Consider the following 24,594-nt stretch of genomic DNA (forward strand, 5'->3'; position numbering starts at 1 on the left):
AGGAGCGACCATGGCGGCAACCGAACAGCAACACGAGCAGGCGCTGCAGAAGTTTCTCGATGAGCGACCTGAACTGCGCCACGAACTCGACAACCTCAACCCGTTGCTGGCTCAGGCCAAGGGCGAAACCGCAGCGCAGTTTCGCGACGAGCGCTTGCATGAAGCGTTCGAAGCCGAGGCCGAACGCCTGGGGTTGTTTGCCTGGGAGCTGACCCTGCAACTGACCGCCGCGACACCGGAGGACTACGAAGCTCAACGCCTGAACGTACACCGGGAAGTGGCCGAGATGGCGGGGATGGACTGGCTGGAGTATTGCGAGTTATATGGTCTGATCCCATAACCGTCGCCGCACAAGGATCCCGCCACCGATGCTGCCTTCGTCCTCCACGACCCGCGCCAGTCCGGGGCATCTGCACACTCAGAAATGGCGCGGCCGCATCGGCCTGTCGCTGGTGGCCGCACTCTCGGTACTCGCCGGCATGACCGACGCTATCGGCTTCATGGCCAGCGGCGATTTCGTCTCCTTCATGAGCGGCAACACCACCCGCCTCGCCGTGGCGATCAGCGACGGCGACATGGGCCTGACCCTGCGCCTGCTGCTGCTCGTGGCCACGTTCATCCTCGGCAACGCCTTGGGCATTGTCGTCAGCCGTGTCGGCGGGCGCCGCGCGCTGCCCTTGCTGTTGTGCATCGCCATGTTGCTGTGTGCGGCAGCGGCCTGGCCTTATGACGAACAATTGCCGGCGCTGCTGGCGGCGATCATCGCGATGGGCATGCTCAATGCCGCCGTCGAAGAAGTGAATGGCCTGCCGGTGGGCCTGACTTACGTGACGGGCGCCCTGTCGCGCTTCGGTCGCGGGCTGGGACGCTGGATGCTTGGCGAGCGGCGCAATGGCTGGCGGGTGCAGTTGATTCCCTGGACCGGAATGTTTGCCGGCGCGGTGCTGGGGGCTGTGCTGGAGCATCATCTTGGACTCAGGGCGTTGTTTGTCAGCGGGTTGCTGGCGGGGGCACTTGGCGTGCTGTCGTTGAGGATTCCACGGCGTTGGCAGTTGGGGTATATGCCGCGCTGAGCTCGGGTGTACATCCGGAACCTTGAGGCTGCCTGGCAGGCCGCCATCGCCAGCAAGCCGGCTCCTACAAGGGGTATGCGGTGGGCCGCGGTCTTGCATAAGACACAGATCCTGTAGGAGCCGGCTTGCTGCGGGCGGCGATCCGACGATGGCGACAACTCGGTCCACGCCTTATCATGGCCGCAGTTTTACTGATCGAGTCCGTCATGAAGTTCGCCATCGCGCTGTTTTCCGCCGCCCATGCGCCCTCCTCGCGCCGTGCCTTGCTGTTCGCCCAAGCTGCGCTGGCCGGCGGGCATGAGATTGTCCGGCTGTTTTTCTATCAGGATGGCGTCTACAACGCGTCCGCCAGCGTGGTCACGCCGCAGGATGAACTGGACCTGCCCAAGCAATGGCGCGCCTTTGTGGCCGAGCATCAACTGGACGGCGTCGTCTGCATCGCCGCCGCCCTGCGTCGTGGCGTGTTGAACGACGAAGAGGCCCGGCGTTATCAGCGCGAAGCGGTCGCCGTCGGCGCGCCGTGGGAATTGTCCGGTCTCGGTCAGTTGCATGACGCGGTGCAGGACGCCGACCGACTGATCTGTTTCGGAGGTGCGTGACATGCCTAAATCCTTGCTGATTATCAGCCGTCAGGCGCCGTGGTCCGGGCCGAGCGCACGTGAAGCACTGGACATCGTGCTGGCCGGAGGTGCCTTCGACCTGCCGATCGGCCTGCTGTTTCTTGATGACGGTGTGTTCCAGCTCGCGCCGAAACAGGACGCCAAGGCCCTACAACAGAAAGACTTGAGCGCCAACCTGCAAGCGTTGCCGATGTTCGGCGTCGAAGACCTGTTCGTCTGCGGCGACAGCGCCGCCGAGCGCGGCCTGGCCCCGAACAGCTTGTCGCTGGAGGACGCCCAGGTATTGGCCGCCCGCGAAATCACCGCCCTTATTGACCGTTACGACCAGGTGATCACCCTCTGATGTCGACTTTGCATGTGTTGTCTCATTCCCCGTTCGGCGACGACCGCCTGAGCAGTTGTCTGCGCCTGATCGGCGCGAACGATGCGCTGCTGCTGACCGGTGACGCGGTGTATGCGTTGCAACCAGGCACCGCGCCCTTCAACGCACTGATCGCCGGCAACCCGACGCTGTTCGTATTGGTCGAAGACGCCCAGGCTCGTGCGGTGGAGGTTCCGGATACGGCCAAGGCGATCGATTATCCCGCCTTCGTCGAACTGTCGATTCACTACGACAAGGTCAACAGCTGGTTATGAATGCACTGACGGTCGGCGCCCGCGCCATCGAGTTGGACAAGGACGGTTTCCTGGTTGAACTGAGTGACTGGTCCGCCGACGTGGCCAGCGCCCTCGCCGCTGCCGAAGACATCGAGTTGAGCCCCGAGCACTGGGAAATCCTCGAATTGCTGCGCAGCTTCTACGCCGAGTTCCAGTTGTCCCCGGCGACACGTCCGCTGATCAAGTACACAGCGTTGAAGCTCGGCCCGGAAAAAGGCAACAGCCTGCACCTGAACCGACTGTTCAAAGGCACCCCTGCCAAACTCGCCGCGAAACTGGCGGGCCTGCCCAAACCGACGAATTGCTTATGACCGATTATCCAGTACTGACTCTAGAAACGCCCGCCGAACACCCCTTCGCCCAATTCGTGCGGATCCTCGGCAAAGGCAAGCGCGGCGCCCGCGACCTGACCCGCGAGGAAGCCCGCGAAGCCATGGGCATGGTGCTCGACGACAAGGTCGAAGACACTCAGCTCGGTGCGTTTCTGATGCTGCTGCGGCACAAGGAAGAAAGCGCCGAGGAAATGGCCGGCTTCACCGAAGCCCTGCGTGAGCGCTTGCAACCACCGGCCTTGAATGTCGATCTGGATTGGCCGACCTACGCCGGCAAGAAACGCCATCTGCCGTGGTATCTGCTGGCGGCCAAGTGCCTGGCGCAAAACGGCGTGCGGATTTTCATGCACGGCGGCGGCGCACACACGGCCGGGCGGCTGTACAGCGAGCAACTGCTGGATGAGCTGAAGATCCCGTTGTGCCGCAACTGGCAGCAAGTCGGCGCTGCGCTCGATAACGGCGGCCTGGCGTTCATGCCGCTGGTGGATTGGGCGCCGCAACTGCAACGCATGATCGACCTGCGCAATACCTTGGGCCTACGCTCGCCGATCCACTCCCTGACGCGCATTCTCAATCCGTTGAACGCCCGCTGCGGCCTACAAAGCATTTTCCACCCCGGCTACCAGGCGGTGCATCGCGATGCCAGCGGCTTGCTCGGCGACACCGCGATTGTGGTCAAGGGCGATGGCGGCGAGATCGAGATCAACCCCGACACCGACAGCCACTTGTACGGCACCACCGGCGGCGAGAGCTGGGATGAGGAATGGCCGCAGCTGTCGGCGCAACGCCATGTCAAACCCGCCTCTCTCGATCCCGAACATTTGAAAGCCGTATGGCGTGGCGACGTGGTCGACAGTTATCCGCAAATGGCGCTGATTGCGACAATGGCCCTCGCACTACGCGGCCTCGGCCAACCTCGCGAAATCGCCTTCGAAACAGCCCAGAAATATTGGGACGCACGGGACAGATCGATTTAACCGATCATAAGCGCCCAACCTTTGCGCTTTTTTATCGAACCTATCGGAATAGACTCCTCTCCAACGCTTATCGGTTGAGGAGTCTTGAACATGGGTTTGTTAGTCGAAGGTCGCTGGCATGACCAGTGGTACGAAAGCAGCAAGGACGGCGCGTTCCAGCGCGAACAGGCGCAGCGTCGAAACTGGCTGACGGCCGACGGCACGCCCGGCCCGACCGGTGTGGGTGGCTTTGCCGCCGAAGCGGGTCGTTATCACCTCTACGTATCGCTCGCCTGTCCGTGGGCGCATCGCACACTGATCCTGCGCAAACTCAAAGGCCTTGAAAGCCTGATCGACGTGTCGGTGGTCAGTTGGCTGATGCTGGAAAACGGCTGGACCTTCGACAAGCACTTCGGCTCGACCGGCGACAAGCTCGATCACTTCAACTTCATGCACCAGCGCTATACCGCCGACACTGCCGACTACACGGGTCGCGTCACCGTGCCGGTGCTCTGGGACAAGCAGCAGAATCGCATCGTCAACAATGAATCGGCGGAGATCATCCGCATGTTCAACGGCGCATTCGATGACTTGACCGGCAATGACCTGGATTTCTATCCGGCGCCGTTGCGCGGCGAGATCGATGCGTTGAATGAGCGGATTTATCCGGCGGTGAACAACGGCGTGTACCGTGCCGGGTTCGCGACATCGCAGACGGCTTATGAAGAGGCGTTTGACGGGTTGTTTGCGGAACTGGATCGACTGGAACAGCTGTTAGACGCCAATCGTTATCTGGTGGGCGAATACCTGACTGAAGCGGACATTCGCCTGTTTACCACGCTGATCCGCTTTGACGCGGTGTATCACGGGCACTTCAAATGCAACCTGCGGCGGATTGCCGATTATCCGAACCTGTCGAACTGGCTGCGCGAGATTTATCAGTGGCCGGGGATTGCCGAGACGGTGGATTTTCAGCACATCAAGAACCACTACTATGGCAGTCACAAGACCATCAACCCGACCGGGGTTGTGCCGAAGGGGCCGGAGCAGGACTTTACCGTGGCGCATGATCGGGCGCGGTTGAGTGGGAAAGGGGTTTGGCGCAAGAACAGCGCCTGATCCGGGTTCTATTTCGATTTTGAGGCCCCCTTCGCGGGCAAGCCTCGCTCCTACAGGTTTTGTGTCCACCCGCAATCGTGCGAACAACATAAAATCTGTAGGAGCGAGGCTTGCCCGCGAAGGAAGCGACGCGGTCTTCAGACTTGCGCCTGAGCCCCTTCAAACCAAGCCAGTTTCTCGCGCAACTGCACCACTTCCCCAACAATTACCAGCGTCGGCGCATGTACTTCATGCTCCGCCACCAATCGTGGAAGATCGGCCAAGGTGCCGGTAAACACCCGCTGATTCACCGTGGTGCCCTGCTGAATCAACGCCGCCGGCGTATCCGCTGCGCGACCATGCTTGATCAACTGCTCGCAGATAATCGGCAAGCCCACCAGCCCCATGTAGAACACCAGGGTTTGCGCCGGCGCAACCAGGTCACCCCACGGCAAATCGGTGGAACCGTCCTTCAGGTGCCCGGTGACAAATCGCACCGACTGCGCGTAATCGCGGTGGGTCAGTGGAATCCCGGCGTACGCCGCGCAACCGCTGGCCGCCGTGATGCCCGGCACCACCTGGAACGGGATGCCATGGGCCGCCAGTTCTTCGATCTCTTCACCGCCACGGCCGAAGATGAACGGATCACCGCCCTTCAACCGCACCACGCGCTTGCCCTGTTTGGCCAGGTCCACCAGTTGCTGGTTGATCTGATCCTGCGGCACGGCGTGATCGGCGCGACGCTTGCCGACGTAGACCCGTTCGGCATCGCGACGGCACAAATCGAGAATCGCCGGCGCCACCAACCGGTCATACAGCACCACATCGGCTTGCTGCATCAGGCGCAAGGCGCGGAAGGTCAACAGGTCGGGATCACCCGGCCCGGCACCGACCAGGTACACCTCACCCGTGGCAACCGGCGCTTCACCGCTGATTTTCGCCTGCATCATGCGCTCGGCTTCAGCGCCCTGCCCGGCCAGTTGCCGGTCGGCAATCGGCCCCTGGAACACATCTTCCCAGAACGCCCGACGCTGCTGTACATCCGGAAACAGGCCTTTGACCTGACTGCGAAAACGCGCAGCCAGACCGGCCAGTTGACCGTAGGTGGAAGGAATCCAGGTTTCGATCTTGGCGCGGATCAACCGCGCCAGCACCGGCGCATCGCCGCCACTGGAAACCGCGATGATCAATGGCGAACGGTCGACGATCGCCGGGAAGATCACGCTGCACAAGGCTGGCGCATCCACCACGTTGACCGGCACGCAACGCCGATGAGCATCGGCGGAGACTTGTGCATTCAGCGGTTCATCATCGGTGGCGGCAATGATCAGCCCGCAGCCGTCCAGATCCGCTTCGACGTAGCCACGCAGCAGGCACTCGCCACCGCTGCCGGCAACGAGTTCACGCAGTTGCGGTTCGATTTCAGGCGCAACCACCCGCAGCAGCGCACCGGCTTCGGCCAGCAGGCGGGATTTGCGCAAGGCAATTTCCCCCCCACCGACGACCAACACACGACTGCCGCGAAGGTTGTGAAACAGCGGCAGATAGTCCATTTAGCCGATGACCTCGAGGCCACCCATGTACGGTTTCAGCACGTCCGGCACACGGATCGAACCGTCGACCTGCTGGTAGTTTTCCAGCACGGCAACGAGGGTACGACCGACCGCCAGACCGGAACCGTTCAGGGTGTGAACCAACTCAGGCTTGCCGGTTTCCGGATTGCGGAAACGCGCTTGCATGCGACGGGCCTGGAAATCGCCGCAGTTGGAGCACGACGAAATCTCGCGGTATTTGTCCTGGCTCGGGATCCACACTTCCAGGTCGTAGGTCTTGACGGCGCTGAAGCCCATGTCGCCGGTGCACAGCGCAAGGGTGCGATAAGGCAGTTCCAGCAACTGCAGGACTTTCTCGGCGTTGGCGGTCAGGCCTTCCAGCGCTTCCATCGAGGTCGATGGCTCAACGATCTGGACCATCTCGACCTTGTCGAACTGGTGCTGGCGAATCATGCCGCGGGTATCGCGACCCGACGCACCAGCTTCACTGCGGAAGCACGGCGTATGGGCGACGAACTTGATCGGCAGCAGTTTCGAATCGACGATTTCGCCGGCGACGATGTTGGTCAGCGACACTTCAGCGGTCGGGATCAGGTACAGATCGGCCTCGCCTTCGCGAGCGATCTTGAACAGGTCTTCTTCGAATTTCGGCAATTGACCGGTGCCTTGCAGCGCCGGCGCCTGGACCAGATAAGGCGTGTAGGCCTCTTCGTAACCGTGCTCGCTGGTGTGCAGGTTGATCATGAACTGCGCCAGGGCGCGGTGCAGACGGGCGATCGGGCCGCGCAACAGGGCGAATCGCGCGCCGGACAGCTTGGCGGCGGTTTCGAAGTCCAGCCAGCCGAATTTCTCGCCCAGAGCGACGTGGTCCTGGACCGGGAAATCGAACGTGGTCGGGGTGCCCCAGCGGCGCACTTCAACGTTGCCGTCTTCGTCATCGCCGATTGGCACGGATTCGTGCGGCAGGTTCGGGATGCCAAGCAGGATCGAATCCAGATCGGTCTGAATCCCGTCCAGCTCGACTTTGCCGGCGCTCAATTCGTTGGCCATGCGCTCGACGTCCGCCATCAACGGCGCGATGTCTTCGCCGCGCTGCTTGGCCTGACCGATGGATTTGGAGCGCGCATTACGTTCAGCCTGCAGTGCTTCGGTGCGGGTCTGGACGGTCTTGCGCTGTTCTTCCAGCGCTTCGATGCGCGCAACATCCAGCGTGTAGCCACGGGATGCCAGGCGGTCCGCTACGTCCTGAAGGTTGCTACGTAACAGTTTGGAATCGAGCATGTCGGTCTCTCGTTATCAAAGTTTGGTCAAGGACAGGCCGGCCCAGGTGGCGAGCAGCCCGCCGAATACGCTGATGGCAGCATAGCCCAGGGCTAGTGGCACCTGCCCGCTTTCCAGCAGGCGCACCGTATCCAGTGAAAAGGATGAAAAAGTCGTCAGCCCCCCGAGGAAGCCGACAATCAGCCCGGCGCGCACTTCGAAAGGCACCTCCGGGCGAATCAAAAACAGACCGTATAGAACGCCGATCAGCAAACAGCCGACGATATTAACGGCCAGCGTCGCGGTATAGAAGTGCCGTGGCCAATTAGCGTTGACCCAATTGCCGGTGGCGAAGCGCAACAACGTGCCAGCGATCCCGCCGACGGAAACCGCAACAATCAATGGAAGCACTATTTTCTCCGCTGCCGGGGGCTTAAACGGTCAAGTTGCGCAAGGTGATTGAGCTTCTCGCCGATCTTCAGCTCCAGGCCGCGTGGCACTGGCTGATAGAACGGTTGCGGCTCAAGCTCTTCGGGGAAGTAGTCTTCGCCGGCGGCGTAGGCATCCGGCTCATCGTGGGCATAACGGTACTCGTCGCCGTAACCGAGTTGCTTCATCAACTTGGTCGGGGCATTGCGCAGGTGCAACGGCACCTCCAGCGAACCGTGTTCGGTGGCGCTGCGCATCGCGGCTTTGAAACCCATGTACACCGCATTGCTTTTCGGCGCGCAGGCCAGATAGGTGATGGCCTGGGCCACCGCCAACTCGCCTTCCGGGCTGCCGAGGCGCTCCTGCACTTCCCACGCGGCCAGGCACAGGCTCAAGGCGCGGGGGTCGGCGTTGCCGATGTCTTCGCTGGCCATGCGCACCACGCGCCGGGCGAGGTACAGCGGATCGCAACCGCCATCGATCATCCGTGCAAACCAGTACAACGCGCCGTCCGGATTGGAGCCGCGCACCGATTTATGCAGCGCGGAAATCTGGTCATAAAAAGCTTCGCCGCCCTTGTCGAACCGCCGACGGGTGTCACCGAGCAGGCTTTGCAGGAGATCGACGCCGATTTCGCTGTTGTCTTCGGCAAGGTCCGAGGCGTTTTCCAGCAGGTTGAGCAGGCGTCGACCATCACCATCGGCGGCGGACAGCAGCATCTGAAAGCCTTCATCGCTGAGGGTCAGTTGCCGTTTGCCCAGGCCACGCTCTTCGGTCAGCGCGCGATGCACCAGTTTGCGCAGCGCCGCTTCGTCGAGGCTTTTGAGCACGTAGACGCGCGCCCGGGAGAGCAACGCGTTATTGAGTTCGAACGAGGGGTTTTCCGTGGTCGCGCCGATGAAAATCAGCGTGCCGTCTTCGACGTACGGCAGGAAGGCGTCCTGCTGCGATTTGTTGAAGCGGTGCACTTCGTCGACGAACAGGATGGTGCGTTTGCCGTACTGACCGGCCTGTTGCTTGGCGATTTCCACCGCCTGGCGGATTTCTTTCACGCCGGCCAATACAGCCGAGACCGTTTCGAAGTGCGCATCCGAGACTTCCGCCAGCAAACGCGCCAGGGTGGTTTTGCCCACACCCGGCGGGCCCCAGAAAATCATCGAATGCAGCGCACCCTGCTCCAGCGCTTCGCGCAAAGGCTTGCCGCGAGCGAGCACGTGTTCCTGACCGACGTACTCGTCCAGATTGGCCGCACGCAAACGGGCGGCCAAGGGCTGAGCTATCGGGGCGCTGCGAAACAGGTCCATCACTGCTTATGAAACCTCACTATGAACACCGCAATACCTGTAGGAGCCGGCTTGCTGCGGGCGGCGTTCCGACGATGGTGGGTCAGTCAACATCGTTGTTGAATGATAAACCGCCATCGCCAGCAAGCCGGCTCCTACAAGGGGCTGCGGTTTATTCCTGGATGATGTCCGCGCCTTTAGGGATGTCGAACTTGAACTTCGACGCCGGGATCGGCTCGTTGGCCTTCACGCCGGTAAACAGGATGTTGGTACGCTGGCCGACGCTGTCGATCAGTTGCATGTCATTGACCAGGCCATTGCGGAACGACAGGCGCAGGCTGTCGAACAGGGTGTCCTTGGATTTCGGCTTCAGGGTGAAGTCAATCACCCCGCCGGCTTCCTTGGCGCTGATGGCGAAGCTCTGGCTGATCTTGGACACGTCACCGGACAACAACAATGCCGGCGTCTGACTCAGACGCAGATCGAGGGTCTTGATGGTGGCCTGTTCCAGGTCCGGGTCCCACAGGGTCACTTTCTTGCCGTCGGAAACCACGACTTGCTCCGCCGGCGCATCGGTGTGCCAGTAGAACAGGCCCGGGCGCTGCAGCGACATTTCACCGGCCGTTTCCTGCAACTGGGTGCCGCTGCCATCGAGGGTCAGCTGCGAGAAGCGTGCGGTCAGGGTCTGGGATTTTTCCAGGAGTTGGGTCAGACGTGCCACGTCCTTGTCATCGGCGTGGGCCGAGAGCGTGGTCAAAGCCAGAACCGGCAGCAACAGCATGCGGATAAGACGCATGGGAGTCCTCATAACATTCGTGGGAGTTCGGACGGTGCGTCACCGCACCATCCTTGCAAATCAAATCAGTCGCGCACCGGGCCAGGCGCCAGGACTTCACGCGAACCGTTGGTGTTCATGGACGTCACGACCCCGGCCATTTCCATGGCTTCGATCATGCGTGCGGCGCGGTTGTAGCCGATCTTCAGCTTGCGCTGAACCGCAGAGATGGACGCGCGACGGCTTTCCAGCACGAACTGCACCGCTTCGTCGTACAGCGCATCGGTTTCAGCATCGTCATCACCGCCGCCACCGCCATTCTCAAAGCCGCTACCGGCCTCTTCGACACCGGCGAGGATGTCATCGTTGTATTCAGGCGCACCGCGCAGTTTCCAGGCTTCCACCACCCGGTGAACCTCGTCATCGGACACGAACGCACCATGCACACGAATCGGCAGGCTGGTGCCCGGCGGCATGTAGAGCATGTCACCGTGGCCCAGCAACTGCTCGGCACCACCCTGGTCGATGATGGTCCGCGAGTCGATCTTGCTCGACACCTGGAACGCCATGCGCGTCGGGATGTTCGCCTTGATCAGACCGGTGATCACGTCAACCGACGGACGCTGGGTCGCGAGGATCAAGTGGATACCGGCGGCACGGGCCTTCTGGGCGATACGGGCGATCAGCTCTTCAACCTTCTTGCCGACGATCATCATCATGTCGGCGAATTCGTCGACCACCACGACAATGGTCGGCAGCTTGGTCAGCAGCGGCGCTTCGTCGTGAATGCTTTCGCGCTTGTACAGCGGATCGCTCAGCGGCGTGCCGGCGTCCTGGGCTTCCTTGACCTTAGCGTTGAAGCCGGACAGGTTTCGCACGCCCATCTTCGCCATCAGTTTGTAGCGCCGCTCCATCTCCGCCACGCTCCAGCGCAGGGCGTTGGCCGCGTCCTTCATGTCGGTCACGACCGGGCACAGCAGGTGCGGAATGCCTTCGTAGATCGACAACTCAAGCATTTTCGGGTCGATCATGATCAGCTTGGCGTCTTCCGGGCCGGACTTGAACAGGATCGACAGAATCATCGCGTTCACACCCACCGACTTACCGGAACCTGTCGTACCGGCCACCAGCAAGTGCGGCATTTTCGCGAGGTCGGTGATGACCGGCTTGCCGCCGATGTCATGACCCAGGGCCAGGGTGACCGGGGATTTGAAGTTGTCGTACTCAGGCGTCGAGAGCACTTCGGAGAAGCGCACGATCTGCCGGTCTTCGTTGGGAATCTCGATACCGACGGTGGTCTTGCCCGGAATCACTTCCACCACCCGCACGCTGGTCACGGCCAGGGAACGCGCCAGGTCTTTCGCCAGGTTGGCGATACGGCTGACCTTGACCCCGGCGGCAGGCTGGATTTCGTAACGGGTAATCACCGGGCCCGGGTGAATCGAGTCTACCAAGACTTCGACGCCGAATTCCTTGAGCTTGATTTCCAGCAAGTGGCCGACAGCCGCCAGAGATTCAGGCGAATAGTTGAGTTGTTTCTTTTCCGCAGGATCGAGAATCGAGATCGGCGGCAAGGTGCCTTCGACGGCGCTGTCGACGAACAGCGGCGCCTGTTTCTCTTTTTCCACGCGCTGGCTTGGCGCGGCGGGTTTCGGCGGCGCGGGGGCAATCACCGGCGGGACCTGCTTCTCGCGGTCCGACATGTGTTTGCTCAGGGCTTGCTCGCGCTCGATCAGGCGTTCCTTGACCTTGGCTTGCTCGCGCTTGTCGGTAACGGTCGGTGCGACCACCTCATGCACGCGATCATCGACTTCACGCAACTGCGCAACCAGCTGCTTGCGTTCGACACGGGCAGCCCACCAGCGGTTGGCCGCGCCCTGGAACACTTCGAACAGGTCGAGGGTGATCTTGCCGGTAACGTCCATCACCTTGAACCACGACAGGTCGGTAAACACCGTCAGGCCGAACAGGAACAACGCGATGAACAGCAAGGTGCTGCCCTGGATATTCAGCGCATTGCGGGCCAGGTCGCCAAGGCTTTCGCCCAACGCGCCGCCCGCGCCGGCCGGCAGACCGGTCGGTGCATGGAAATGGATGTGAGCCAGGGCCGCGCCCGACAGCACCAGGAACACCAGGCCGATCAGGCGCCAGGAAAACAGCCAGCCGCTCCACTGCCACGGCTCGTGGCGTTGACGGAAGATCTGGTAGGTCTTGACCGCCAGCAACAGCGGGAAAATGTAGGCGAAGTAACCCAGCACCATGAACAGGATGTCGGCACTGTAGGAGCCGACCGGTCCGCCAAAGTTCTGAACATCGTCGATCTTGCTGTTATGGCTCCAGCCCGGATCGTCCTTGCCGTAAGTCAACAAGGCCATCATCAGGAACAGGCACAGGCCGCCGATGGCGATCAATGCACCTTCCTTGAGCCGGTAGTGCAAATGCTGGCGCCAGAGCGGAACGACGGCTGGTTTAGGTGCTGCGGTGGATTTCTTCAAAACGCTTCTTTTCCTGCGCCTATGGCGCGTCCATCTGTTGAATGACTATAAAAAACTGCCCAATCCAGGCAGGTAAAAAAGTTAACCGGCGCAACTGGGACTACTTTTAACACTGCACTCCGGTTTTTATAAACACGGGGCGCACTGAATATTCAAGTGACCGGCACGCATTGTACGGGTTTGTTCGTACGATGCCATGCTGGCAGGCCATGGATCAGCATAGCTAACGGCGCACCGATTGCGATTCAATTTGAGCACGCATTCTCTTTCGTGACAAAGGCTTATGAGGTGTTTTATGAGCGAATCCAAGCATTGCCGCCTGATCATTCTGGGTTCCGGCCCTGCCGGTTACAGTGCAGCGGTTTATGCCGCCCGCGCCAACCTCAAACCTGTGGTCATTACCGGCATACAGGCAGGTGGCCAGCTCACCACCACTGTCGAAGTCGACAACTGGCCCGGGGACGTCGAAGGCCTGACCGGCCCGGTACTGATGGAACGCATGCAAAAACACGCCGAGCGCTTTGACACAGAGATCGTTTACGACCACATCCACACAGCCAAGTTGCAACAGCGCCCGTTCGAACTTATCGGCGACGGCGGCACTTATACGTGCGACGCACTGATTATCGCCACCGGCGCTTCGGCGCAGTACTTGGGCCTGCCCTCGGAAGAGGCCTTCGCCGGCAGAGGGGTTTCAGCCTGTGCAACGTGCGACGGCTTCTTCTACCGCAATCAGGTGGTCGCCGTAGTCGGTGGCGGCAATACCGCTGTTGAAGAAGCGTTGTATTTGTCCAACATCGCCAAGGAAGTCCACTTGATCCACCGACGCGACAAGTTGCGCTCGGAGAAAATCCTTCAGGACAAACTCTTCGAAAAAGCCGCCAACGGTAATATCCGTTTGCACTGGAACCAGAATCTCGATGAAGTGCTGGGCGATGCCAGCGGCGTAACCGGCGCCCGCCTGCGCGAAAGCCACAGCGGCGAAACCAGCGAGCTGTCGGTGGCCGGCGTGTTCATCGCCATTGGCCACAAGCCCAATACCGGACTGTTTGAAGGCCAGCTGAAAATGCGTGACGGTTATCTGCTGATCAGAGGCGGCAGCGAAGGCGATGCCACCGCCACCGAGATCCCCGGCGTGTTCGCCGCAGGCGATGTGGCCGACCATGTTTATCGCCAGGCCGTCACTTCCGCCGGCGCCGGCTGCATGGCCGCACTCGACGCCGAGAAATACCTCGACGACATTCCGGCCGTTTGACGGCAAACTTCACGGTGGGCCCAAACGCCCACCACTGCCCTCCCCTTCTGTAAGCCCGAATGCCATGCTGACTTGGTTACAACGCAACACCCTGACCTTCCCGCCGCTGGAAAAAGCCATGCGCGATCCCAACGGATTGCTGGCTGCGGGCGGCGATCTGTCCGCCGATCGTCTGATTCAGGCCTATCGCCATGGCTGCTTTCCGTGGTTTTCGGAAGGCCAGCCGATTCTCTGGTGGTCGCCGGATCCGCGTACCGTGCTGTTTCCCGACGAACTGCATGTTTCGCGCAGCCTCAGCAAGCTGCTGCGTCAGCAACGCTATCAAGTGACCTTTGATCAGGATTTTGCTGCGGTCATTCGCGCGTGCGCTGCACCGCGCGATTATGCCGACGGAACCTGGATCACCGAAGCGATGCAGAACGCCTACCTGGCGCTGCACCAGCGGGGCTACGCGCATTCGGTGGAGGTCTGGGATCAGGGTGAACTGGTCGGCGGGCTCTATGGCCTGGCGATGGGGCAGTTGTTCTTCGGCGAATCCATGTTCAGCCGCGCCGACAACGCCTCCAAATTCGGCTTTGCCACCCTGGTCAAACATCTGAAAGACTCGGGTTTCGTGCTGATCGACTGCCAGATGCCCACCGATCATTTGCACAGCCTGGGCGCCCGCGCCATTCCTCGTCGCGAGTTTGCCCGCTATCTTGCGCAGCATCTGGATCAACCCAGCCGTGCCACCTGGGTTTGCTGAGCGACTTTCGCGCGCGTGGCTTACACTTAATTCAAAGCTTATACCGAGGGTTGATCATGACCGAGTTGGCGCGTTTGAAGTTTTATGCCACTCAGCCCCACTCTTGCAGTTATCTGCCCGAGGAGCAGGCCACAACGCTGTTCCTCGACCCTAGCCAGCCCATGGATGTGCATGTCTATGCAGACCTGTCTGAAATGGGTTTTCGTCGCAGCGGCGATCATCTTTATCGGCCACATTGCCAGAATTGCAATGCGTGCGTGCCTGCGCGCATTCCGGTAGCGCAATTTTCGCCGAATCGTCAGCAGAAACGCATTTTCAAGCGCAATGCCGACGTGCAGGTGCGCCCAACCAAGCCGAAGTTCAGCGAAGAGTACTTCGACCTGTATCAGCGCTACATCGAACAGCGCCATGCCGATGGCGACATGTACCCGCCGAGTCGTGACCAGTTCTCGACCTTCCTGGTGCGTGACCTGCCATTTTCGCGTTTCTACGAATTTCGCCTGGAGGGCCAGCTGTTGGCGGTGGCGGTCACTGACTTGCTGCCGAACGGTCTGTCGGCGGTCTACACCTTCTACGAACCCTCTGAAGAACGCCGCAGCCTGGGGCGCTATGCGATTCTCTGGCAAATCGCCGAGGCCCAGCGCCTGGGGCTTGAGGCGGTCTACCTCGGATACTGGATCAAGAACTGCAAAAAAATGAGCTACAAGACCCAATATCGCCCGATCGAACTGTTGATTAATCAGCGCTGGGTCATCCTGAACTAGAACCCCTTGGCTTAAACCCCATTTTTCGGGCACAATGCACGCCGCTTTTGCCTGGCGCAGTTGCACCGGGCCATTCATTGGACACCGAGGGCTTTACTGCATGTCGAAAGAAGACAGCTTCGAAATGGAAGGCACTGTCGTCGACACCCTGCCCAACACCATGTTTCGCGTGGAGTTGGAAAATGGGCACGTCGTAACCGCGCATATCTCCGGCAAGATGCGCAAGAACTACATTCGTATTCTTACCGGTGACAAAGTGCGCGTCGAGCTGACGCCCTATGACTTGAGCAAAGGGCGCATCACTTACCGCGCTCGCTAATCAAGTCAATACAAGACGCCCGGCTTTTGCCGGGCGTTTTTGTTTGTCTGCGATTTGGTGTGGTGTGGTGTGTATATCCATTTTTTGGTGATGGCTGGTATTGGTTCCGCTCTTACAGCGGGTCACTTTGGAAAAGCCCCAAAGTAACCAAAAGGCTCTTGCCCCTTTCGTTCGGTGGCTCGCTAAGGCTCGCCATACCCTCGCTCCGGTCCTGCTCCGTGGGCCCGCCGCCATCGGCCATCCATGGCCGGGGGCGGCTAACCCGGAATCCATGCCGGGTTGCCCACTACGCAGAACCTCCACTCGGCCTCTCGAGGGGGCGACTACCGCCACAGCCGCCGAGGCGGCCTGAAAGCCGACCTGGCTCATCGGTCGTGCGCACACTTGCGCACTGTGGTGACTGCACCAGTTCTGAATGTTTGCACATTCCCCCTGTAGGAGCCGGCTTGCTGGCGATGGCGTCCGTCCAGCCAATACATGCGTCGACTGACTCACCGCTATCGCCAGCAAGCCGGCTCCTACAAGGGATTGGGTTCACACGACTCAAAATTGTAGGAGCTGGCTTGCCAGCGATGGACGTCAACGATAACGCGGGGCTGTCTGAATGAACGCGTTGTCCAAACGATTTTCGCCGGCAAGCCGGCTCCTACAGGGATCGGCGTTTGCTTTTGATTTTGATTTTCACCACTCATCAGGCCGAGCGTTAGCTCGCCTTCAGCTTTTGATCTTGAGGTACACGCCCCCTCGAGAGGCCGAGTGGAGGTTCTGCGCAGTGGGCAACCCGGCATGGATGCCGGGTTAGCCGCCCCCGGCCAGGGATGGCCGATGGCGGCGGGCCCACGGAGCAGGACCGGAGCGAGGGCATGCCGAGCCTAGGCGAGGCACCGAACGAAAGGGGCAAGAGCCCTTGGTTACTTGGGGCTCTTCCAAGTGACTCGCCGTAAGGGCGAAACCATTAGCGGCCGTTACCGCAAGAATGGAAATGTACCCAAACCAAGCAGACAACAAAAAAGGCGCCCGAAGGCGCCTTTCGCTTTACAACAGATCAACAACCGTCAGGCCATTTCAGCCGTGGTTTCAAACTCGAAGGTCAGCTCGCCGTCCTTCAGGTCGATATGCACCACGCCACCATGGTCAGCCAGCTCGCCAAAGAGAATCTCTTCCGCCAGCGGACGCTTGATCTTGTCCTGAATCAAACGTGCCATAGGCCGAGCGCCCATTGCCGAGTCGTAGCCACCTGCCGCCAGCCAGCTGCGCGCCGCGTCGGTCACTTCCAGCTGCACACGCTTGTCTTCCAACTGCGCCTGAAGCTCGGTAAGGAACTTGTCCACCACGCTTTTGATGACCTCATGACTGAGGCGACCAAACTGGATAATGGTGTCCAGACGGTTGCGGAACTCCGGCGTGAAGCTCTTCTTGATCACTTCCATCGCATCGGACGAGTGGTCCTGATGGGTGAAACCGATCGAAGCACGCGCTGCGGTTTCGGCACCGGCGTTGGTCGTCATGATGACGATCACGTTACGGAAGTCCGCCTTGCGCCCGTTGTTATCGGTCAGCGTACCGTGGTCCATGACCTGCAACAGCAAGTTGAAGACTTCCGGATGCGCCTTCTCGATTTCATCGAGCAACAGCACGCAATGAGGCTGTTTGGTGATGGCTTCGGTCAGCAGACCGCCCTGATCAAACCCGACGTAGCCAGGAGGTGCACCGATCAGACGCGATACGGTGTGACGCTCCATGTACTCGGACATGTCGAAACGAACCAGCTCGATACCCAACGCCTTGGCCAACTGACGCGCCGCTTCGGTTTTACCGACACCGGTCGGGCCTGCGAACAGGAACGAACCGACAGGCTTGTCAGGCGACTTGAGGCCGGCACGGGACAGTTTGATCGCAGTCGACAGCGAGTCGATTGCGGCATCCTGACCAAACACCGTCAGCTTCAGGTCACGCTCAAGGTTACGCAGCAGCTCTTTGTCGGAGCTGGTGACGTGTTTTGGCGGAATCCGCGCGATTTTCGCGACGATGTCCTCGACCTGAGGCACTTCGATGCGTTTCACGCGTTTCTCGATCGGCTGCAGACGCTGGTAGGCGCCCGCCTCGTCGATCACGTCGATGGCCTTGTCCGGCATGTGCCGGTCATTGATGTAACGCGAGGCCAGTTCGGCAGCGGCGCGCAGGGCTTCATCACTGTATTCGATATTGTGATGGAGCTCGAAACGCCCTTTCAGGCCACGCAGGATGCCGATGGTGTCTTCCACCGACGGTTCCGATACATCGACTTTCTGGAAGCGTCGCGCCAGGGCACGGTCCTTCTCGAAGATGCCGCGAAATTCCTGGAAGGTGGTCGAACCAATGCAACGGATGTCACCGGACGACAGCAGCGGCTTGAGCAGGTTCGAGGCATCCATGACGCCACCGGACGCGGCACCCGCACCGATGATGGTGTGAATTTCGTCGATGAACAGGATCGCCTGCGGACGTTTTTTCAGTTCATTGAGCAACGCCTTGAAGCGTTTCTCGAAATCGCCGCGGTATTTGGTCCCGGCCAGCAAGGCGCCCAGATCGAGGGAATACACCACGCTGTTGGCCAGAAGGTCCGGTACCTGGTTGTCGACAATACGCTTGGCCAGGCCTTCGGCAATCGCGGTTTTACCCACGCCCGCCTCGCCCACCAACAGCGGGTTGTTTTTGCGTCGACGCGCGAGGATCTGCGCGACACGCTCGACTTCGAGCTCACGGCCTACCAACGGATCGATACGACCCTGGCGCGCGAGTTCGTTGAGGTTACTGGCATAAGCATCCAGAGGATTGCCTGAAGAAGAAGACTCACCGCCCTCGTCGTCCTGCATATCTTGCTCACCTTCAGAGTGATCGCCATGCCCCGGCACTTTGGAAATGCCGTGTGCGATGTAGTTGACGACATCAATGCGTGCAACGCTCTGCTGTTTCAGCAGGAACACTGCCTGACTTTCTTGCTCACTGAAGATCGCAACCAGCACGTTGGCGCCAGTCACTTCGCGTTTGCCCGAGCTCTGTACGTGGAAAACAGCACGCTGCAGAACACGCTGGAAGCCCAGGGTAGGTTGGGTCTCGCGATCCTCATCATGAATAGGGATCAACGGCGTGGTGGAGTCGATGAACTCCTGCAGATCATGCTTGAGTTTGTCGAGGTTGGCGCCGCAGGCACGCAAAACGGTGGCGGCAGCCTCATTGTCCAATAAGGCCAGCAGAAGATGTTCGACGGTCATGAATTCATGACGCTTCGAACGGGCCTCCTTGAAGGCAAGATTGAGGGTGACTTCGAGCTCGCGGTTTAACATAGCTTCACCTCATACCCAAGTGGTCGGCGATTAACCGTCCTTCTCGATTTCACAGAGTAGCGGATGCTGGCTTTCCCTGGCGTACTGGTTGACCTGCATGGCCTTGGTCTCGGCAATGTCGCGGGTAAACACTCCACATACTGCCCGTCCTTCTGTGTGGACGGCCAGCATGACCTTGGTCGCCAGCTCGCGATTCAGGTTAAAAAACACCTCGAGCACTTCGACGACGAAATCCATCGGTGTGTAGTCATCATTAAACAAAACCACCTTGTACATCGGCGGCGCCTGTAAAGCAGGCTTGGCCTCCTGAACAGCAATGCCTGCGGAATCGTCGTCGTGTAAATCAGGGCGATCCTGATTGAATGTTAGTCGAATCTGGCTGATTGCATGCATGGAAAGAAAGGTTCGTCAGTTGTGCGAATACAGTAGTGGGGACGGTTATGAACGATTTCAATACCGACTGCCGGGTCACCTTGACTATCGGCAAAACGGTGTTACAACCAATAGAGCCCACAGTGGGTAAAAAAGGTCCGCGGAGTCAATCTTATTTACAGGATTCGACTGCGGATGTACTGGATGATACTCCAGTGATGGAGTCTGTTGCAGAGGGATATGAGCATGGCTGTCGGTAAGGTGAAATGGTTCAACAATGCCAAGGGATTCGGTTTCATCAACACCGACGCCCGCGAAGGGAAGGACGAGGACGGTAAAGAGATCGATTTCTTTGCCCATTATTCCGCCATTGATATGGACGGATACAAAACCCTCAAGGCCGGGCAAGCCGTCAAATTCGACATTGTGCAAGGCCCCAAAGGCCTGCATGCCGTGAAGATTTCTGCCGTCGAAGCAGCAAAAGATGCTGCTTCGGCCGCTGCTGAGCACCAATCGGTAACCAGCTGAAGCGACCAAAACACCTGCCAGAAAAAACCGCCCGGATCGATCACTCGAGCCGGGCGGTTTTTTACAGCTGCTTTTTCTTACATGTGCGAAATCAGTGCATCGCCAAACCCGGAAGACGACACCAGCTTCGCGCCGTCCATCAGACGTTCGAAGTCATAGGTCACGGTCTTCGCGGAAATCGCGCCGTTGGTGCCCTTGATGATCAGGTCGGCCGCTTCGGTCCAGCCCAGGTGACGCAGCATCATCTCGGCGGAAAGAATCAGCGAACCCGGGTTGACCTGGTCCTTGCCGGCGTACTTCGGCGCAGTACCGTGGGTCGCTTCGAACATGGCGATGGTGTCGGACAGGTTGGCACCCGGTGCGATACCGATACCGCCCACTTCCGCCGCCAGGGCGTCGGAGAGGTAGTCGCCGTTCAGGTTCAGGGTCGCGATCACATCGTATTCGGCCGGGCGCAGCAGGATCTGCTGGAGCATGGCGTCGGCGATGGCATCCTTGACGATGACGTTCTTGCCGGTTTTCGGGTTTTTGAACTGCATCCACGGACCGCCATCGAGCAGGGTCGCGCCGAACTCTTCAGCCGCCACTTCGTAGGCCCATTCCTTGAAGGCACCTTCGGTGAACTTCATGATGTTGCCTTTGTGCACGATAGTCAGCGAGTCGCGGTCGTTGTCGACCACGTACTGCAGAGCCTTGCGCGCCAGACGCTTGGTGCCTTGCAGGGACACCGGCTTGACGCCGATACCGCAGTTTTCGTCGAAACGGATCTTGGTGACGCCCATTTCTTCTTTGAGGAACTTGATGACCTTGGTCGCTTCCGGCGAACCGGCCTTCCACTCGATACCGGCATAAATGTCTTCCGAGTTTTCGCGGAAGATGGTCATGTCGACGTCGCCTGGCTTCTTGACCGGGCTAGGCACGCCTTCGAACCAGCGCACCGGGCGCAGGCAAACGTACAGGTCGAGTTGCTGACGCAGGGCCACGTTCAGGGAACGAATGCCGCCGCCGACCGGCGTGGTCAGAGGGCCCTTGATGGAAACCACGTAATCCTTGACCGCGTCCAGGGTTTCCTGAGGCAGCCAGGTGTCCTGATCGTAGACCTGAGTTGCTTTCTCCCCGGCGTAGACTTCCATCCAGGAAATTTTGCGCTCGCCGCCGTAAGCCTTCTTAACAGCAGCATCGACAACCTTGATCATGACCGGGCTGATATCAACGCCAATACCATCGCCTTCGATGAAGGGGATGATCGGGTTGTTAGGAACATTGAGAGAATGGTCCGCGTTGACGGTGATTTTGTCGCCGACTGCTGGAACCTGAATCTTCTTGTATCCCATGCTGAACTCCATTGTTTGGATTGAACATCTGGCTTCGTCCGAGCGTACCCCAGTTAAATCGGCGCGCAAACCCTATGTTCTGCCCATCGACTGCAAAGCTGCGCAGTTCGTGTTCTACAAGCCTGAAAGCAAAGGGAAAAGCGCCAAACTCAAGCACGGCCAACGACTCTACGCCCTGCACTCCCCTGCGACCTTTAGACCAATGGACGACAATCGTTACGTATGAACCATCGGCAGATTGCCAGCTACCTATGTATAATGCCGCCCGCTGACCACAGAGTCACGACGGCCGACCTCTCTAGCACGAGACTTTGGACCCGAAAAAGCAGGACTGTTACCGCAGTCCACCCGCTTGACGCTCGACTGATGCACCCAACATCACCGCGCACAAATCTCGACATTCGGCTCATGGATGACTTTGAACGAACGCGCTTACCCGGCGCCCCTCGAGTTTCTGCGCACGCTTTAGCAAAGAAGAGAGAGTTAATCCGAATATGCCCACCCGCTCGAAGATCATCTATACCTTCACCGACGAAGCCCCAGCCCTCGCCACCTATTCACTGTTGCCTATCGTAGAAGCGTTCACCGCTTCGGCTGATATCGCCGTTGAAACCCGCGATATCTCTCTTGCAGGGCGCATCCTGGCCAGCTTCCCCGAGCAATTGGGTGACAAAGCCGTAGCCGACCACCTCGCCGAACTGGGCGACCTGGCCGTTACGCCAGAAGCCAACATCATCAAGCTGCCGAACATCAGTGCTTCGGTTCCGCAACTGCAGGCCGCGATCAAAGAGCTGCAAGCCCAGGGCTTCGCACTGCCGGACTACCCGGAAACCGTGACCAGCGACGCCGACAAAGAAGCCAAGTCGCGCTACGACAAGATCAAGGGCAGCGCCGTGAACCCGGTTCTGCGCGAAGGCAACTCCGATCGTCGTGCCCCGCTGTCGGTCAAGAACTACGCTCGCAAGCACCCGCACAAAATGGGCGCCTGGGCTGCGGACTCCAAGTCCCACGTCGCGCACATGAGCACCGGCGATTTCTACGGCAGCGAAAAAGCTGCCCTGATCGACGCCGCTGACGCCGTCAAAATCGAACTGATCGCTCAAGACGGCACCACCACCGTCCTGAAAGAAAAGACCACCGTGCAAGCCGGTGAGATCCTCGATTGCGCGGTCATGAGCAAAAACGCTCTGCGCAGCTTCATCGCTGCCGAGATCGAAGACGCCAAAGCCAAGGGCGTGCTGCTGTCGGTTCACCTGAAAGCCACCATGATGAAGGTCTCCGACCCGATCATGTTCGGCCAGATCGTTGCCGAGTTCTATAAAGACGCACTGGCCAAGCACGCTGACGTGCTGGCACAGATCGGCTTCAACCTGAACAACGGCATCGGCGACCTGTACGCTCGCATCAAGGCTTTGCCTGCCGAGCAACAAGCGCAGATCGAAGCGGACATCCAGGCGGTCTACGCCGTTCGTCCGTCGTTGGCCATGGTCAACTCCGACAAAGGCATCACCAACCTGCACGTGCCGAGCGACGTCATCGTCGACGCCTCGATGCCGGCGATGATCCGTGACTCCGGCAAAATGTGGGGCACTGACGGTCAGTTGCACGACACCAAGGCTGTGATCCCGGATCGCTGCTACGCCACCATCTACCAGGCCGTTATCGAAGACTGCAAGCTGCACGGCGCTTTCGATCCGACCACCATGGGCAGCGTGCCAAACGTTGGCCTGATGGCGAAAAAAGCCGAAGAGTACGGCTCGCACGACAAGACTTTCCAGATCAAGACCAACGGTGTTGTCCGCGTGACGGACAGCAAAGGCGCCTTGTTGCTGGAGCAGTCGGTTGAAGCCGGCGACATCTTCCGCATGTGCCAGACCAAAGACGCGCCGATCCAGGACTGGGTCAAACTGGCCGTCAACCGTGCTCGCGCAAGCAGCACCCCAGCGATCTTCTGGCTGGACCCAATGCGCGCTCACGATGGCGTAGTGATCGAGAAAGTTCAGGCTTACCTGAAGGATCACGACACCTCCGGCCTGGACATCCGCATCATGTCGCCAGTCGACGCGATGGCCTTCACCCTAGGCCGCACCCGCGAAGGCAAGGACACCATCTCGGTGACCGGTAACGTACTGCGCGACTACCTGACCGACCTGTTCCCGATCATGGAACTGGGCACCAGCGCCAAGATGCTGTCGATCGTTCCGCTGATGAACGGCGGCGGCCTGTTCGAAACCGGCGCCGGCGGTTCGGCACCGAAGCACGTTCAGCAGCTGCTGGAAGAGAACTTCCTGCGCTGGGATTCCCTGGGCGAGTTCCTCGCACTGGCCGCTTCCCTTGAGCATCTGGGCGTTACTTACAACAACCCTAAGGCGCTGGTTCTGGCCAAGACCCTGGACCAGGCCACCGGCCAGTTCCTGGACAACAACAAGTCGCCATCGCGTAAAGTCGGCAACATCGACAACCGCGGCAGCCACTTCTACCTGGCGCTGTACTGGGCTCAGGCCCTGGCCGCCCAGACTGAAGACGCTGCACTGCAAGCGCAGTTCGGCGAGCTGGCAAAAACCCTGACCGAGAACGAGGCGACCATCGTTGCCGAGCTCAACGCCGTTCAGGGCAAGCCAGTGGACATCGGCGGTTACTACCACGCCAATGCCGAGCTGATCAGCAAGGCCATGCGCCCAAGCAACACTTTCAACGCCGCGATCGCTGCGCTGGTTTAAGGTTGTAAGGATGCAAAGAAGCCCCGGCCCAGTGCCGGGGTTTCTGTTTCTACAGGCTGACCACAACCTTGTAGGAGCCGGCTTGCTGCGGGCGGCGTTCCGACGATTGCGGTGTATCAGCCAACAAAAATGTTGAATGATAAAACGCAATCGTCGGAACGCCGCCCGCAGCAAGCCGGCTCCTACAGGGTCCGTATTTCAATTGGAAATTGAGGAAGCTTTATGGACTGGAAACCCCACATCACCGTCGCCACCATCGTCGAAGACAATGGCCGCTTCCTGATGGTCGAAGAAACCAAGCACGGACGGACGGTGCTCAACCAGCCCGCCGGCCACCTCGACCCGAACGAAACCCTGACCGAAGCCGCCGTACGCGAAACCCTCGAAGAAACCGGCTGGGACGTCGAGGCGACCGGCGTGGTGGGCATTTACCTCTACACCGCGCCCAGCAACGGCGTGACGTATCAGCGAGTCTGCTTCATCGCAAAAGCGCTCAAGCACCACCCCGACTATCAACTGGATGACGGCATCGTCGGCGCAAAATGGCTGACGCGTGACGAACTGCTGGCACAACGCGCAAACTGGCGCAGTGAGCTGATCATCCGCTGTATCGATGATTATCTGGACGGTAAACACTTCGGTCTCGAACTGATCCGCCCTTCTCTTTAGCCTTGTGGGCTGCGGCCTGCTAGAATCGCGT

At 59.8% G+C, this 24,594-nt stretch carries 25 protein-coding genes; 16 read left to right on the top strand and 9 right to left on the bottom strand.

The window, feature by feature from the left end:
• Positions 1–10: 10 nt before the first annotated feature.
• The 8 genes from ACM6IO_RS11250 to ACM6IO_RS11285 all read left to right on the top strand — a co-directional run bounded on the left by ACM6IO_RS11250 (position 11) and on the right by ACM6IO_RS11285 (position 4,757).
• On the top strand, positions 11–340 hold the full coding sequence (locus tag ACM6IO_RS11250) for a DUF6388 family protein (protein WP_008029485.1): 330 nt from the start codon (positions 11–13) through the stop codon (positions 338–340).
• A gap of 28 nt (positions 341–368) precedes the next feature.
• On the top strand, positions 369–1,073 hold the full coding sequence (locus ACM6IO_RS11255; RefSeq protein WP_008029486.1) for a YoaK family protein: 705 nt from the start codon (positions 369–371) through the stop codon (positions 1,071–1,073).
• 206 nt (positions 1,074–1,279) lie between these two features.
• On the top strand, positions 1,280–1,672 hold the full coding sequence (tusD, locus tag ACM6IO_RS11260; RefSeq protein ID WP_192227466.1) for a sulfurtransferase complex subunit TusD: 393 nt from the start codon (positions 1,280–1,282) through the stop codon (positions 1,670–1,672).
• A 1-nt stretch (position 1,673) separates the two neighbouring features.
• Positions 1,674–2,036 (top strand): sulfurtransferase complex subunit TusC, encoded by a 363-nt coding sequence (tusC, locus tag ACM6IO_RS11265; RefSeq protein WP_192227340.1) that lies wholly within the window; start codon positions 1,674–1,676, stop codon positions 2,034–2,036.
• Positions 2,036–2,329: a sulfurtransferase complex subunit TusB gene (gene tusB / locus ACM6IO_RS11270; protein ID WP_414911482.1), complete on the top strand. Its 294-nt coding sequence runs from the start codon at positions 2,036–2,038 to the stop codon at positions 2,327–2,329. The genes tusC and tusB overlap by 1 nt, the downstream gene beginning before the upstream one ends.
• Positions 2,326–2,661: a TusE/DsrC/DsvC family sulfur relay protein gene (locus ACM6IO_RS11275; protein ID WP_008043792.1), complete on the top strand. Its 336-nt coding sequence runs from the start codon at positions 2,326–2,328 to the stop codon at positions 2,659–2,661. The genes tusB and ACM6IO_RS11275 overlap by 4 nt, the downstream gene beginning before the upstream one ends.
• Entirely contained in the window at positions 2,658–3,659 is a 1,002-nt protein-coding gene (locus ACM6IO_RS11280; RefSeq protein ID WP_414911483.1) for a glycosyl transferase family protein, read from the top strand. Before ACM6IO_RS11275 ends, ACM6IO_RS11280 begins: the two co-directional genes overlap by 4 nt.
• Positions 3,660–3,749: 90 nt before the next feature.
• Entirely contained in the window at positions 3,750–4,757 is a 1,008-nt protein-coding gene (locus tag ACM6IO_RS11285; protein WP_008043794.1) for a glutathione S-transferase family protein, read from the top strand.
• A gap of 137 nt (positions 4,758–4,894) precedes the next feature.
• On the opposite strand, the gene cysG is transcribed toward ACM6IO_RS11285, so the two are convergent.
• The 6 genes from cysG to ACM6IO_RS11315 all read right to left on the bottom strand — a co-directional run bounded on the left by cysG (position 4,895) and on the right by ACM6IO_RS11315 (position 12,531).
• The gene (gene cysG, locus ACM6IO_RS11290) at positions 4,895–6,289 is read right to left on the bottom strand and encodes a siroheme synthase CysG (RefSeq protein WP_008029501.1); all 1,395 of its coding nucleotides are present in this window, start codon (positions 6,287–6,289) and stop codon (positions 4,895–4,897) included.
• Positions 6,290–7,570 carry a serine--tRNA ligase gene (gene serS / locus ACM6IO_RS11295; protein ID WP_414911484.1) on the bottom strand — a complete coding sequence of 427 codons (1,281 nt, stop codon included), beginning with the start codon at positions 7,568–7,570 and terminating at the stop codon, positions 6,290–6,292.
• Positions 7,571–7,585: 15 nt separating this feature from the next.
• Complete coding sequence (gene crcB, locus ACM6IO_RS11300) at positions 7,586–7,960, bottom strand: fluoride efflux transporter CrcB (protein WP_192227337.1); 375 nt, start codon at positions 7,958–7,960, stop codon at positions 7,586–7,588.
• Positions 7,960–9,282 carry a replication-associated recombination protein A gene (locus tag ACM6IO_RS11305; protein WP_008029505.1) on the bottom strand — a complete coding sequence of 441 codons (1,323 nt, stop codon included), beginning with the start codon at positions 9,280–9,282 and terminating at the stop codon, positions 7,960–7,962. Before ACM6IO_RS11305 ends, crcB begins: the two co-directional genes overlap by 1 nt.
• Positions 9,283–9,433: 151 nt before the next feature.
• Positions 9,434–10,057: an outer membrane lipoprotein chaperone LolA gene (lolA, locus tag ACM6IO_RS11310; protein ID WP_008043813.1), complete on the bottom strand. Its 624-nt coding sequence runs from the start codon at positions 10,055–10,057 to the stop codon at positions 9,434–9,436.
• A gap of 65 nt (positions 10,058–10,122) precedes the next feature.
• On the bottom strand, positions 10,123–12,531 hold the full coding sequence (locus ACM6IO_RS11315) for a DNA translocase FtsK (protein WP_414911485.1): 2,409 nt from the start codon (positions 12,529–12,531) through the stop codon (positions 10,123–10,125).
• A 295-nt stretch (positions 12,532–12,826) separates the two neighbouring features.
• Here ACM6IO_RS11315 and trxB point away from each other — a divergent pair, with 295 nt between their 5' ends.
• The 4 genes from trxB (at position 12,827) to infA (ending at position 15,614) form a co-directional block, all read left to right on the top strand.
• Complete coding sequence (trxB, locus tag ACM6IO_RS11320) at positions 12,827–13,786, top strand: thioredoxin-disulfide reductase (protein WP_008029514.1); 960 nt, start codon at positions 12,827–12,829, stop codon at positions 13,784–13,786.
• A 64-nt stretch (positions 13,787–13,850) separates the two neighbouring features.
• On the top strand, positions 13,851–14,531 hold the full coding sequence (gene aat / locus ACM6IO_RS11325) for a leucyl/phenylalanyl-tRNA--protein transferase (protein ID WP_192227335.1): 681 nt from the start codon (positions 13,851–13,853) through the stop codon (positions 14,529–14,531).
• Positions 14,532–14,587: 56 nt separating this feature from the next.
• Positions 14,588–15,295, top strand: a complete 708-nt coding sequence (locus ACM6IO_RS11330; RefSeq protein WP_008029519.1) for an arginyltransferase — start codon at positions 14,588–14,590, stop codon at positions 15,293–15,295.
• A gap of 100 nt (positions 15,296–15,395) precedes the next feature.
• Positions 15,396–15,614 carry a translation initiation factor IF-1 gene (gene infA, locus ACM6IO_RS11335; protein WP_002553999.1) on the top strand — a complete coding sequence of 73 codons (219 nt, stop codon included), beginning with the start codon at positions 15,396–15,398 and terminating at the stop codon, positions 15,612–15,614.
• 1,055 nt (positions 15,615–16,669) lie between these two features.
• Here infA and clpA read toward each other — a convergent pair.
• Positions 16,670–18,940: an ATP-dependent Clp protease ATP-binding subunit ClpA gene (clpA, locus tag ACM6IO_RS11340; RefSeq protein WP_008033994.1), complete on the bottom strand. Its 2,271-nt coding sequence runs from the start codon at positions 18,938–18,940 to the stop codon at positions 16,670–16,672.
• Positions 18,941–18,970: 30 nt separating this feature from the next.
• On the bottom strand, positions 18,971–19,333 hold the full coding sequence (gene clpS / locus ACM6IO_RS11345) for an ATP-dependent Clp protease adapter ClpS (protein ID WP_015094394.1): 363 nt from the start codon (positions 19,331–19,333) through the stop codon (positions 18,971–18,973).
• Positions 19,334–19,558: 225 nt separating this feature from the next.
• Here clpS and ACM6IO_RS11350 point away from each other — a divergent pair, with 225 nt between their 5' ends.
• Positions 19,559–19,840 carry a cold shock domain-containing protein gene (locus ACM6IO_RS11350; protein ID WP_192227334.1) on the top strand — a complete coding sequence of 94 codons (282 nt, stop codon included), beginning with the start codon at positions 19,559–19,561 and terminating at the stop codon, positions 19,838–19,840.
• Positions 19,841–19,917: 77 nt separating this feature from the next.
• Here the strand turns inward: ACM6IO_RS11350 and icd are convergent, their stop codons facing one another.
• A complete protein-coding gene (gene icd / locus ACM6IO_RS11355) occupies positions 19,918–21,174 on the bottom strand; it encodes an NADP-dependent isocitrate dehydrogenase (RefSeq protein ID WP_008033986.1) in 1,257 nt (418 codons plus the stop codon).
• Between icd and ACM6IO_RS11360 the strand changes: the two genes are divergently transcribed.
• From ACM6IO_RS11360 to ACM6IO_RS11370, 3 genes are all read left to right on the top strand, one after another.
• Positions 21,173–21,400: a hypothetical protein gene (locus ACM6IO_RS11360; RefSeq protein ID WP_032829130.1), complete on the top strand. Its 228-nt coding sequence runs from the start codon at positions 21,173–21,175 to the stop codon at positions 21,398–21,400. The two genes, icd and ACM6IO_RS11360, sit on opposite strands and share 2 nt — an antisense overlap.
• Positions 21,401–21,668: 268 nt before the next feature.
• Positions 21,669–23,894: an NADP-dependent isocitrate dehydrogenase gene (locus ACM6IO_RS11365; RefSeq protein ID WP_192227333.1), complete on the top strand. Its 2,226-nt coding sequence runs from the start codon at positions 21,669–21,671 to the stop codon at positions 23,892–23,894.
• Positions 23,895–24,116: 222 nt separating this feature from the next.
• A complete protein-coding gene (locus ACM6IO_RS11370; RefSeq protein WP_008032714.1) occupies positions 24,117–24,563 on the top strand; it encodes an NUDIX hydrolase in 447 nt (148 codons plus the stop codon).
• Positions 24,564–24,594: the final 31 nt, after the last annotated feature.

This window comes from Pseudomonas sp. IT-P44 (assembly GCF_949768225.1).
Classification (GTDB): domain Bacteria; phylum Pseudomonadota; class Gammaproteobacteria; order Pseudomonadales; family Pseudomonadaceae; genus Aquipseudomonas; species Aquipseudomonas migulae.